This is a genomic window from Clostridium algidicarnis (assembly GCF_000703125.1).
GTDB classification, from domain to species: Bacteria; Bacillota; Clostridia; order Clostridiales; family Clostridiaceae; genus Clostridium_L; species Clostridium_L algidicarnis.
The window spans coordinates 1,455,776-1,469,277 of the sequence record NZ_JNLN01000001.1 but is presented as its reverse complement, the minus strand read 5'-3'; the positions used below and the strand labels follow the sequence as shown (position 1 = coordinate 1,469,277).

The following is a 13,502-nucleotide window of genomic DNA, read 5'->3' as shown; positions in this document are numbered from 1 at the left end:
TTTATCTCTTAAATATTTAAATAAGTTCTAAGTTTTTCTTTGCTCTATTGTATCTGTCTATACCATAGCTTCCAAAATCGTCACCTTTAGCTTCTTTAATATTAGTCCAAGTAGCCCATAGGAAGTCTTGGCATATTTGATATATAAGCACTCTTTTTTTGAACTTTTCCTCTGGCTCACCATCAAAGTATATATTTAAAAATAACTCTTCATCTTTTTTAGAAAAGTTACATTCTAAAGAGTGAGCAGCAAGATCCCACATTGGGTCATTCATTCCGCTATATTCCCAGTCAATAAGATATATTCTTTCTTCATTTTTTACAAAGTTTTCTGGTACTGTATCATTATGAGATGCTAAAAGCTCTACATCTAAGTCTTCTAACATAGTTTGAAGTTTCATAACCTTTTCTTTTACTTCATAGTAGTCTTCAAAGTTTTTACCCTGTGCCTTTTCTAATAACTTTTCGTAAAGTTCTATTTTTTCGAATACATCAAAGGTATTTTCAAATTTTAGTCCTGATGTGTGAAGCTTTTTCAATATGGCTGTTGTAAGCTTCATATTTTCTTCTTTTTTTGAACTTTCTCCTGTAAGAGTTTCTGCATTTCTTATAAATTTAGCTATCTTAAGTCCTGAAACTTCGTCTAGGCAAAGAATTTCTGTGTCTATGTTTAGGCTAGATGCTAATATAGAATTTCTCTTTTCTTCTATTCTATTTATCATATCCTCAGTGCCTGCACCAGCTATTCTTAAAACGTAGGTTTCATCTTTTATATCTACCTTATAGTTTTTATTGGTCATGCCACCTGAAGGTATTATGTTGCTAATTTCATTTTCATCTATGTTTAAAGCTTTCACTATGCTAGCTTTTATATTAGCTTCTGTGGCTTTGTCTTCTCTTCTTTTAATTCTAGGATATATTCTCTTTGTCATCTTTTCATAATGCTCTTTGTTATCAACTTCACCCCATATAATGTCATCTATTTTTAAATAACCTATATCATAATTTCTAGAAACATCTAAAAGTGAGTATTCATAATTTAAATATGGATTTGTATTGTACTTAAACTCTTCCATCATCTTATTAAACACATCTAAAGAAAGCTTGCTTACACCTATCATTTCTCCATCTATTTTATTTAACTGATGCTTGTCTTTAGACATTTTAAATAGGTGGCCCCTTCTTATTTCTACAAAAGCTTCATCTCCAGATCCACTTTCATTAGTTATTACTACTAAGTCCCTCTTTTTTGCATTTACCACTTCTTCTATTACTCTATCTTCAAATATTAAATCACTTTCAATTAAAAGAAAATCATCCTTTATAAAGTCCTTTGCACAAGCTAAAGATGACATGGTGCCTGTCCACTTATATTTAGGATTGTTTACAACTTTAATGCCTCTCCTTTTTGCTAGTTCTTCGTAATATTCAGATTTGTATCCAGCCACAATAATTGTATCTTTAATTCCATTCCTCTCTAGTATATTAAGAAGCCTTTCAATTATAGTTTCATCTGATAGTGGTAACATTCCAATTGGCATATTAAATTCTTCTCTTTCCCCCGCTGCTAAAATAACTGCTTGTTTAATCACTTTTTTTCCCCCTTCATGTAATATTATCTTTTTTAAATGATTATCTTTAAAACTCGCTTCAAGTAAGCTTATACCCTCATCACTTAATATGTAAGACAGCTTTTTGCCTGACTTTTCAACATATACATATTCCTTTTCCATAAGATTTTTGATCATATTATTAATCTTACCTATAGAAATATCCGCCTTACTTGAAAGACCTCTTTGACTTAAACTTTTATCATTATTTATTATAGAAAGTAATCTTAAATATTCTTCATCCATTTAATTCCCCACCCTTATTAATAATTGTAAGTAATTGGGGGCACCTCTGAGGTGCCCCCATTATTTTACAGAACTATTTGTTGTATATTTGTTCATTTATTGAACGCTATATCAATCTTAATATATTTGTCCAAATAATACAAGCTTTAATTTAAATTATTTAGCAATAAAAAATAGGAGCTACCGATTGCGTAGCTCCTATTTTTTATATATTTATTCGTCTTTTATATGGTTATATCTTTGATATGAACATTTGCAAGGCCTCTTCCCAGTCTCTCATATTGTCTCCTATGGTGTTTCTTAACATCATATTATCAAGGGAGGAATAAGCTGGTCTTTTGGCTGCTCTGTCTAAGTTTTCTGAGGTTATAGGGTCTACTGTGCAATTTATATTTAAATATTTTACAATAGCTTTTGCAAAGTCGTACCAACTACACTCTCCACTTCCGGTGCAATGATATATCCCGTACTCTTCTGTCATTGCTATAGCTAGTATATGATGGACTAAATCCTCTGCATAGGTAGGATTTCCTCTTTGATCATTAACTACTTTTAGTTGACCTTTTTCCTTAGCTGCCTTTATTATGGTCTTAACAAAGTTATTACCATTAAATCCATATAACCAAGAAGTCCTTAGGATAAAGTATTTAGAAGAAAACTCTCTTACATAACTTTCACCTAATAATTTAGACTTACCATATACACTAACAGGATTTGTTATATCGTACTCTCTGTAGGGGCTAGTACCATTTCCTTCAAATACATAATCTGTAGATATATGTATTAGTTTAGAGCCTATTATTTCTGATACAATAGCAAGATTTCTAGCTCCAATTGAATTTATCTTAAAGGCTAAATCCTGCTGTTTTTCGCAGCTATCTACATTAGTATAAGCTGCACAGTTAATTATTAAATTTGGTTCTATCTCTTTTATAACAGTTTTACACTGGTTTAAATTAGTTATATCAAGGTCTTCTACATCAAAAGCAAAGATTTCAGCTTTATCATATATACTATCTATCTTCCCAATATCCGATGTGCCTTTATTAAGCACATTAATAATTTGGCTTCCTAGTTGACCTTTTGCTCCTGTTATTAAAATTTTCATATATTCTGCTTCCTCCTTATATCTTTAATTATAATATTAAGTTTTAGTTTAACTTTTAAATTTGTCTTTTTAATTCAACATTTAATATCTTTAATTTGTCTTCTAAATTAATTTTTCTGTTCTAAATTTAACTTTCGAATTTATCTTTTAAACTTCCCTTTAATTTTAGGTAAGAATCTATTAATTGCTGTATTCCAAATCTCATCCTTTGTAATAAATAGGCAAAGTGTATAAACAATTCCTGAAGTTAATACTATGGCTACAATATAAATGTACATGTTTGATATTAAAGATTTATATATAAAGGATATAGGTAAAAATGTTAAAGCGTATAAAAAATATCTAAAGTTTTTAAACTTAAATAAATTAAACTTTATATTTAAAACTTTTCTTGTGTAAATGTACTCTGTAATTACTAATATGTAACTACTTACTGTAGTTGTTGCTATTGCTGTGACTTCGTTAAACACATTAAGCTTTAAGAGTAAATAGTTTAATATAAGGTTTATAAATCCCGCCATAAATATCATGGGTACTAATTGTTTTTCTCTTCTATTTACGTACATAACTTGATTGGTTAATATAGCTTCCATGCCTAGAGATACCATGTACACACAAAAAATCTTAAGTACTGGTCCCCCTCCTGCATATTCACCTCCACCAAATAATACAAATATCTCCTCTGCAAGGACAAACATTCCTAAGGCCACAGGAAACAAAAAGGCAAATAGTGTCTGAGTTATTTTGTTTAAAAGGTTTATGTACTTTTCATGATCTTTGCTTGCTATAATGTTTGAAAGTCTTGGTATTGTAACAAATACTACGGAAAGCACCAAAGCATTTATTATACTCATAACATTGTGAGCCACTCCATAATATGCAACAGAAACTTCACCTACATAGTGAGATAACATTACCTTATCTAACTGAGTGTATAAAACATTTCCATTAGACATTACTATAACTAGAAGTAAAAATTTAATATGTCTTTTTATCTTTATATTACTAAAGTCGAATCCAATACCCTTTTTTATATAAATATAACTTATTATATTGTTTAAAAATGTTGAAAAAGTGGTTAAAAACACATAAATTAAAAAGTCTTCTGAAGACTTTACTGTAAGAAATAAAAGTGCTGCATAAACAAGCCTTACTATTATGGTCTTCAAGGTTATAAAACCATAATTCTCTAAAGCCTCATTTGCCCACTCAATATAAAATATATTAGAAATCATGTTAAGTGCTAGTATAAGATGCACTGGAAATACTGGTGTACCCCTATATAAAGTATAATTAAATACTACATAAGCTATAATAGTTACTATATTTGAAATTAATCCTATTACAAAAAAGCTTGTGAAAAGTTGAGACATCTTTTTCTTGTTATCTCTTACCTTACTAAGCTCTCTAATGGCATAATTGTATATACCAAAACCTGCAAATATAAAGAAATAGTTAAATATAGTGTAGGCCGCAGTATATCTACCTATTAGTTCTTTTGTCATTACTCTATAGGTATAGGTTGCTATAATAATTGGCATTATTATATTAAATATATTAAGTAACACTTTGTATAAAGCATTTTTAGCTATTGATTTACTCATAAGTTTTTCCTTCCAAGGCTTATATTATTTATTGTATGATTTTTATTATTTATTATGTAATTCATATTATCTATTATATGATTTTTATTATTTACATCATAATAAGATTTATTAACATTAATTTTTTGTTTAATAAATCTCATTGTTTCATATTATATCCTAGCATTATTATAAAATCAATTTTATAATTTAGAATAAACCCTACTTTATCATATCTTTATTTTATATTGAGTTTGTCTTCGCATATCTTTATCTTATTAAAACCTTATTTCCCTATAATCCTTATCTTGCGTATTCATCACCAAAAAATACTTTAAAAGTTTTAAATATAAGTTTTATATCCAGCGCGGTACTTCTATCTTCAATATATTTTAGGTCTAATCTCATCCAGTCCAAAAAATCAATTTCATTTCTTCCAAGTACCTGCCAATAACAGGTAAGTCCTGGCTTTGCAATTAACTTATTTTTCATCCAGGGTTCAAATTCCTCTACCTCATTTGGTAAGTTTGGTCTTGGTCCAACTAAAGACATATCACCCTTCATAATATTTATAAGCTGTGGTAATTCATCTATGCTTGTCTTTCTTATAAATTTGCCTACCTTAGTTATTCTGGGGTCCTCTTTTATCTTAAACATAGGACCTGACATTTCATTTTCATCTTCTAGTATTTCTAGTAGCTCTTCAGCATTTACTATCATTGACCGAAGCTTGTACATTTCAAACTCTTTCCCATCTTTTCCTACTCGTCTTTGAGAAAAAAGCACTGGTCCTTTAGAATCTAACTTTATAGCAATGGAAATAATTATAAACAAGGGACTTAAAATAACAAGTCCTATACCTGAACATATCATATCTATAATTCTTTTTATAATATAATATCCCTTAGTCTTTTTATATCCTTTAAGCTTTGTAATGTCAATATTATTAAGCTCTTCATTGCCTTTAGTATCATAATTAGATTCTTTTAGCAATGCTTTATACTTCATACCTACACTTTGTAAATGCGAGCTTTTATCATCTTCCACATCTGGTGCTTCATACTCATTTGCATGTGTATTAGCTTGTTCCATATTTAAACTCCTTTCTAATAAATTAGAAATATCAAGTAATTCTCATTTTTACATATTTCTAACCACCATCAAGTAACATTTAGTTTTATAAATCTACTTTCTTATTTATTCATTTTTCTTGTTTATTCATCCTTATTGTTTATTATATAATAAAATGCAACAATATTCACTGATATTTTATTATAATATTTTATACTATGGTGATTTACGGCGTTTAATAATGAAATCTGCCTTATTTTAAAATTAAAACTTACCTTGTATATTGAAACTTTCCTTATATATTGTAACTATCATGCTTTTTATATATAATAGTTTAAGAAAAGAGGTGTATCTTATTTGAAAAATATATTGTTTTTACATACTGGAGCTGAACTATATGGGGCGGATCTAATTCTCTTAGAGCTACTAAAGGGTTTAAATAAAAATATTTATACACCCTTTGTTATCTTCCCTAATGATGGCCCTCTTGCAAATGAGATAAGAAAACTTGATATAAAATTATATATTTATAACTATCCTATATTAAGAAGGCAATACTTTACGCCTTTTGGCATATTGAAATATTTCATAGAAACTATAAAATCTACAAGATATCTTCTAAAGTTTATGAAAAAGAATAATATAGACATAGTACATTCTAATACACTTGCTGTTTTAGAAGGCGGCATTCTTCACATTTTGACAAAAAAGATGCATATATGGCACGTACATGAAATTATAAAAGAGCCTAAATTTTTAAGCAACTTTTACAAAAAATTTGTCCCTAAGATGAGTTCTAAAGTTCTTTGTGTTTCTAATGCAGTTAAAGATAATATTATTTCTAATAATATAAATCCTGATAATGCAAAAAGCTTAAATACCTCTCACATTAGAAATATAAACATAAAGGACTCCGTAGCTGGAAATGTTGACAAGGTAATTGTGATTCATAATGGTGTAAATACAGGTAAATTTACTTATAAAGAAGATTTTACTTTAAGACAAGAGCTCAATATTTCTAAAGATGAAATACTAATTGGTATGGTAGGCAGGGTAAATAAAATTAAAGGGCAATCTTTTTTTATAGATGTAGCAAAAAAGCTTCTTCAGGACTACAACAATGTAAGCTTTGTCTTAGTTGGTGATGCTTTTAAAGGTAAAGAATATCTTATGGAAGATCTATTAAAAGAATCTAAGGATCCACTTCTTAAGGGTAAACTACATATAAAAGGATTTACCCGTGATACAGTTAGTGTATACAACAACTTAGATATCTTTGTGCTACCCTCTATAAAGCCTGACTCCTTGCCAACTGTAGTGCTAGAGGCTATGAGCTGTAGTCTTCCAATAGTTGCAAATGTAACTGGTGGAGTTAGCGAAATGGTGGAGAATAATGAAAATGGATTCCTTATTGAAGATATAGATGTAAATACTATGGTAGAAAAGTTAAGACCTTTAATAGAAAATAAAGGCCTTAGAGAATCTTTTGGAAAAAGGTCTAGGTCAATTATTGAAGAGAACTTTGCAGTATCAACCTTTCATAAAAATATAAATGAAATATACCTATAATCAATATTTAAGCTATTCTTTTCTAAGAAGGCTTAGATACCTTTTAATAGATTTATCCATAGTGTTTTCTTCGTATAAAGCTCGTGAGTTATCTCTCATAGCTTCATAGGTATCTTCATCTAAGCCTTCTAAAAAGCTTTTTATAATTTCAAAGTAGCTATCACCTTTATGAATTACAATACCTTGTTTTTTATCTTCTAGTATTTCTGAAATTCCACAGCTATCTGTTATTATTACTGGTGTGTACTGAGATAAAGATTCCAGCACGGACATATTAAAGGTATCAAAATTACTTAATCCTAGATAAAAGTCTGCCTGTCTATAAACCTCATATAGCTCTTCTTTTTTTACAATTCCCTTATACTTCACATATCCATTAGAATCTTTACTAATACCCCCTAGTACTGATTCATAAAGGCCCTTATCATCATAACCGCCATATATATCTAAGTAAAGTTTATATTTGTTTTCATTAGAATTAATATTGTGTATTAACACTATCATCTCTTCTATGCCTTTAACTCGTTTAACGCCACCTGTAGTTACGAAATGTATACTTCTTCCCTCTAAAAACGTTTTTTTGATTTTAGGTTTATTTATATATTCTAATCCGTTATTAATTATATGAATAGGCTTATTTCTTTTTGTATTTTCTATTATTTTACTCTTTAAAAATTCAGATATAGCTATTATATTGGGGAATTTGTTTATTAGATGTTTTTCCATCCTATAATATATAGATTTTCCTTCAACTCCTAAATATTTGTCTTCTACTATTCTAAGTCCATGGCTTAATAAATAATAATCATTTTTTTTGCTTAAATGACTAAGTATGTGAACCACATAAGGAAACTTAAGTCCATTCCCATTTATTAGAAAAATATTTCCTTTTGATTTTAATATTAATTTACTTATATACAACAAAGCTTTTTTACTGTCTTTATTAAAGGTTTCAGGTGATATAACCTGGTATTCCCCTTTATCCAAAAACTTTGGAATCTCTTTTGTTATAGAGTTAAAAATATTTGAAGGTCCATTAAGTACCTCCTCTTCATGGTGCCATCCGATAAATATAATCTTTTTCATATACAGTCCACCTTTACCATCCACTTTTATCCATCAACTTCTAATTCATAGTATTTCGTAACTAAACCTTATCTACGTATTCCTGACTATCTTCCTCTTTAATTAAGTAATACATACATACAAATGCTATAGCTACCCTCGGAAACTCTATCCAATTATCTAATAATAATATAGCTAAAAAATAGCCAATCATAAGTTTATTAATGTTGCCTCCATTTTTAAATAACTTCCAAAAGAATATTAAAAATAACAATATTCCAATAAGCCCGAATTCACCCATAATGCTTATATACTGTGATCCTGGGTGCTCAGTTAAACTTATGCCATAGGCAGAATATATGGAGGGTTTTATATACTCATTTGTATAATCACTAACTGTTGGTTTAAAATAGGGTTTATTATAGTTATACCAAGAGACATAGTACCCCGATGTAGTTAATGCAGCCCTTGATGAATAATATCCCATACCATTTCCTAAAATCATAAATTTTGCATCATCTTTTGGAATTGTTAAAAAGGTATCTTCATAATATTTAAGTTTTGTAATTCTTTCTTTTCTAAACTGTGAGTCTGTGGCTGTTTTTATAATTTCATTTCTTATCCATGGATTAGATGTAAACCAAAATAACCCCATCATTAATATTCCAAACACAATTAAAGAAGCCTTAAATTTTGGAGATCTTATATGTATCAAAATATATAATCCAAAACTCACAAAAAACACTAGTGTTAAAGATACAGATACTGTAGACATGGCCCCTAGAAAACATAGCGCTGCAAATACTAAATAATATCTTTTGTTTTTATGTTTTTCAAAGTATCCAAAATACTTCATAAATCCAAATATAAATAGATTAAAAAGTGTAGGTCCTTCGCTTATACCAAGGGTACCAATAGACCAATCTCCAATTAGCTGTGTTAATATATATTGAAATCTTATTGGAATAAAGAGTATTAAATATATAAACTGGATTAGTATTATAGAATTAAAGGTTTTATCTACTTCTTTATAAAAATCAATATTAAAGTATCTATATATAATAATCATTACTACAAATACAAAGTAATATACTCCAAAAAAGACCACATTCATTATAGGCACTACATTTATTATTATGTTTAAAATTAAAAATATAGCCACAGGAATTATTATCTTTATATCCTTTTTAAAATTATCTAATTTAAAGCATCCCTTTACCTTTATAGATTTATATATGCAATATAAAAGTAGTAGCCCCGAAGCTCCAATTACAGTGAAGTTATCAGGAACTATTATACTATAAATAGCTATGCTTAAAAGAGCCTTATCTAAAGAAGTTTTCTTGTAATATACAGCCAATAGCTTTAATGCTATAATTATAATAAAGGGAATATACATTATATTTAACATATTAGTAACTACGATTATTAAAAGAAAAGGTAAAAATATTATTACCTCTTTATTATGTACATTAAGTATCTTTATAATTTGTTTAATCTTATTTTTCAAGTTATAGCACCTCCTTTTATATATTATCATGAGGAATTTTTATATACAATTAAAAGAAACAAAATTTCAGACAATTATTATAATCAAACTTTAGCTAAATATAAAAACCATTTAATTTTTTAAAACTATAGATAAATAACTACAGATAAATAACCTAATTTTAAAAATGCATAAATAATTTAAGAGGGTGCACTATAATGGTCTTTAACTCAGTAATATTTTTAACCTTATTTATAATATTTTCTTTTTTATATCACATAAGTAGTCGATACTTTAAATTACTTTTACTATTATTATTTAATGTTTATTTTTACATTATGGCTATGGGAGAAAGTTTTTACATACTTTTTATAACCGCCTTTTTTGTTTACCTTGGTGGTATAATTATTGAAAGACTCCGATATAAGACTATTTCTGATGTTAATCAGATCAATAATTCTAATAATGATTCAAAAGTTAATCTTTATAAATCTTCTAAGATTACTTATAAAGTGATCTCTAAGATTACATTATTAATATTTTTATTATCAATTATATCAATTCTTTTGTACTTTAAATATTATAATTTTGTTATTGAAAATATATCTTTCTTCATTAAATTGCCAAAAAAATCCTTAATAGTACCTGTAGGTATTTCTTTTTATACCCTTCAGTGTATAAGCTATTTAGTGGATATTTATAGAGGTAATATTAAATCGGAGAAAAATTTAATAGTATTTTTAGACTATCTTTGCTTCTTTGGAACTATTTTGTCTGGGCCAATAACCAGGGCTTCTGACTTTATTCCAAGTTTAAAATCAGAATATAAATTTTCAGTAGAAAATACCTATACCGGCATGACTTATGTACTTTGGGGGCTTTTTAAAAAGATTATGATTGCAGATAGATTGTCGCCTTTTGTTGATAGTGTATTTGGTAATCCTTATGGATATAGCCTATGGCCCACGGCTTTTGCTGCGTTTTTTTATGCAATTCAACTTTATGCAGACTTTTCTGGTTATAGCTCTATGGCTGTAGGTTTTAGTAAAATTTTAAATATAGATATAATAAACAACTTTGAGTATCCTTACTTTTCTAAAAGTGTTAAGGAATTTTGGAAAAGATGGCATATTTCATTATCCTCTTTTTTAAGGGACTATATTTACATACCTTTAGGTGGGGGAAGAGTTGGAGATTTTAGAAGATTTTTAAATTCTATGATTGTGTTTTTAGTAAGTGGTATATGGCATGGTGCAAATTTCACCTTTATATTTTGGGGATTTCTTCATGGGTTATATATTAATTTAGAAAATATACTTTATAAAAATATACTTTTTTTGAATAAGGATACAAAGGTTGTTAAATTAATAAGGACTGTGATAACTTTTATATTAGTAGATGTTGCCTGGGTATTTTTTAGAGCTGATAATATAAAATCTGCCTTCCATATTATAAAGTCTTCTTTTATTTATGATGTAGGTACTAAAACCAGTGTACTTTCAATTGTAAATGTTAATCAATTTATATTTATGATTTTACTTATAGCATTTTTGTTTTTATATGAATACTTGTTTTTTAAAGGATATGAAAGTTTTAAACCTATATTATATTCGGTGAATATAATTATTATAATACTCTTAGTACTTTTAGGAACAGTTTCTAAAGGTCAGTTTATCTATTTTAAATTCTAGAAAGGACTTTGCATATGTGGATAAATAAATTTAAACTTAAAAGGAATAATAAAGTTTCCCTTATAAAAAGAACATTTTTATGTTTTATCATTGTTTTTGCATTTATTAGTGTTTTAAGTATTAAGTTTAATAAAATAGGAACTAAACTTTTAGATTTAAATAATGGTGATTATTATTATTATGGTGACTTATATGAACTATCTAAGTTAAATGACTTTAAAGATAAAATACCTGTAGACAAGAAAAAGCTAGATGATATATCTATTTATGACTCTAATATAATAACTATGGGTGACTCCTTCTTGGAGGCTAACTTCGGCAGTGCAACCCTTCCTTACTTATTAAACGAAGCTAGCAACAAAAAGGTTTACCATTTATCTCGAAATGACTTTTTAAAATACAATGATAATCCAATTACATTTTTAAAAAGTATAGATTATAAAAAGGGTGATAAAAAATATTTAGTGCTAGAAACTGTTGAAAGGTATGCTTTAGAAAGAAGCGTATCCTATATAGAGGCTATAGATACCTCCTATGATGGTTTTGAAACTAATGATACTATAAATTCTGTAAATACTTCCCTAAACGTAGCCGATAGATCAAGTGCTGGCATTAGTCCAATTAAAAATCATAGTTATAAAAATATTATAGCTAAAATAAAGGGTGCCTTTGATTCAAATAAGTTTGATTATTTTTTCTATAATAATAAGCTTTTTTCTCCTATTGATAAGTTAAATAAAAATTTTAGATTTAAATTATTAGATGAGCTTGAAAAAGCTACTCCAAAATATAGCAATGATCTAGATATGCTTTTTTATGTAGAAGATATAAACTTTAATAATCTAGATATTCAAAGTGAGTCTATAAATATGTTTGCAAATAATATTGCAAGGCTTCAGGATACTTTACTTGAAGATTATAATATTGAACTTATTTTTGTGTTAATTCCAACTAAATATTCAATATATGGGAAGTATACTAAGGATTATAAATTATATAATGATTTTATACCACGTTCATACAAAGAACTTAATAAACATAATATAAATACCTTTGATACTTACAATCTATTTATAAATGAGGATTCTATAGAAGATGACTTACTTTATTATAAAGGTGACTCACATTTCACTCCCAGGGGCAAGAATTTGGTATTAAAACATATCCTAGCATTATTTTAAAACCTATGATCCTTTTTTTCTTTCTTTATTTATATATCTTTCTATTTTACGTTAAATACTTTTCAAATCTTTACGATAACTATAATATGTGTAATAATTAATTAACTGTCTTTAAAATATAATAATTTGAGTACAAGGTAAATCATCATAATTATAAGAGGGGGTAATTTTGTTGAAAATGAAAAAAATAGCTATAGGATTAGTGCTACTGCTATCTTTAAGCAGTGTCCCATTCGTAGCAAAGGCTTATGATAATAAAGATGCTAATCTTTTGCTTGAAACAGCTTTAAGAGAAAAAACATTTTATCATTATAACATTGCTTATTCTGAAATAATGAAAGTTAAAAATATATCTACAAGGGATGAAATGCTTGGTAAATTGGCTTCTATATCTTCTAACATTTGGACTCCTGAGATAGGTAAAGCTAATGAGTATCTTACTGATTTAGTTAAAACTTCTAGTGGTCGAATTTATGATAATACAGAAAACTATTTAAATAACGCAAAGTTTGTAGATTTAGATAGGTGGTATCTTTTAGGTGAGCTTACATCTTGGGGAAGGAAACTCGTTTGGACTCCTGATTATAAAGATGCTGTAGAAGCTATAGTAAAGGCCTGGGATGTTAAGACTGTAGAAAGCATACAAGGCGCTCAAAAGATAGTGGACAAGGTACAAAATCAAGGTAACAGAGCTTATTTATCAGAACAACTGGCAGAAATAGTCCCTATTTCAAAAGATTTTGAAGTAATAGATATAGAATAATATTAAAGTTAACAATGATTCATCAGAATAATACTTCAAGTAACGATAATTTGTTAAAATTAATGTTACTTGTTTTTTTATTTACAACATTAAGTAATAAGATATTAAGTTGATTTAAATATAAAAG

The 13,502-nt window shown here is 27.7% G+C and carries 10 protein-coding genes; 4 read left to right on the top strand and 6 right to left on the bottom strand.

Translation table 11 applies throughout. The features are described from left to right. Positions 1 to 16 precede the first annotated feature (16 nt). The 4 genes from BV55_RS0107210 to BV55_RS0107190 all read right to left on the bottom strand — a co-directional run bounded on the left by BV55_RS0107210 (position 17) and on the right by BV55_RS0107190 (position 5,554). Complete coding sequence (locus tag BV55_RS0107210; RefSeq protein WP_029452154.1) at positions 17 to 1,855, bottom strand: NTP transferase domain-containing protein; 1,839 nt, start codon at positions 1,853 to 1,855, stop codon at positions 17 to 19. 232 nt (positions 1,856 to 2,087) lie between these two features. Further along, positions 2,088 to 2,963 (bottom strand): dTDP-4-dehydrorhamnose reductase, encoded by an 876-nt coding sequence (rfbD, locus tag BV55_RS0107205; RefSeq protein ID WP_029452152.1) that lies wholly within the window; start codon positions 2,961 to 2,963, stop codon positions 2,088 to 2,090. Between the two features lie 140 nt (positions 2,964 to 3,103). Beyond that, complete coding sequence (locus BV55_RS0107200) at positions 3,104 to 4,567, bottom strand: oligosaccharide flippase family protein (RefSeq protein WP_029452151.1); 1,464 nt, start codon at positions 4,565 to 4,567, stop codon at positions 3,104 to 3,106. A 282-nt stretch (positions 4,568 to 4,849) separates the two neighbouring features. Further along, positions 4,850 to 5,554: a sugar transferase gene (locus BV55_RS0107190; RefSeq protein WP_084170598.1), complete on the bottom strand. Its 705-nt coding sequence runs from the start codon at positions 5,552 to 5,554 to the stop codon at positions 4,850 to 4,852. Between the two features lie 420 nt (positions 5,555 to 5,974). Between BV55_RS0107190 and BV55_RS0107185 the strand changes: the two genes are divergently transcribed. Further along, complete coding sequence (locus BV55_RS0107185; RefSeq protein WP_029452149.1) at positions 5,975 to 7,186, top strand: glycosyltransferase family 4 protein; 1,212 nt, start codon at positions 5,975 to 5,977, stop codon at positions 7,184 to 7,186. A 12-nt stretch (positions 7,187 to 7,198) separates the two neighbouring features. On the opposite strand, the gene BV55_RS0107180 is transcribed toward BV55_RS0107185, so the two are convergent. Beyond that, positions 7,199 to 8,272: a glycosyltransferase family 4 protein gene (locus BV55_RS0107180; RefSeq protein ID WP_029452148.1), complete on the bottom strand. Its 1,074-nt coding sequence runs from the start codon at positions 8,270 to 8,272 to the stop codon at positions 7,199 to 7,201. A 61-nt stretch (positions 8,273 to 8,333) separates the two neighbouring features. Next, the gene (locus tag BV55_RS0107175; RefSeq protein WP_029452147.1) at positions 8,334 to 9,761 is read right to left on the bottom strand and encodes a hypothetical protein; all 1,428 of its coding nucleotides are present in this window, start codon (positions 9,759 to 9,761) and stop codon (positions 8,334 to 8,336) included. A 323-nt stretch (positions 9,762 to 10,084) separates the two neighbouring features. Here BV55_RS0107175 and BV55_RS0107170 point away from each other — a divergent pair, with 323 nt between their 5' ends. The 3 genes from BV55_RS0107170 (at position 10,085) to BV55_RS0107160 (ending at position 13,375) form a co-directional block, all read left to right on the top strand. Next, entirely contained in the window at positions 10,085 to 11,431 is a 1,347-nt protein-coding gene (locus BV55_RS0107170) for an MBOAT family O-acyltransferase (protein WP_198023203.1), read from the top strand. Between the two features lie 14 nt (positions 11,432 to 11,445). Next, positions 11,446 to 12,612: an alginate O-acetyltransferase AlgX-related protein gene (locus BV55_RS0107165; protein WP_029452145.1), complete on the top strand. Its 1,167-nt coding sequence runs from the start codon at positions 11,446 to 11,448 to the stop codon at positions 12,610 to 12,612. A 172-nt stretch (positions 12,613 to 12,784) separates the two neighbouring features. After that, a complete protein-coding gene (locus tag BV55_RS0107160; protein WP_029452144.1) occupies positions 12,785 to 13,375 on the top strand; it encodes a hypothetical protein in 591 nt (196 codons plus the stop codon). The last annotated feature ends 127 nt before the right edge of the window (positions 13,376 to 13,502 follow it).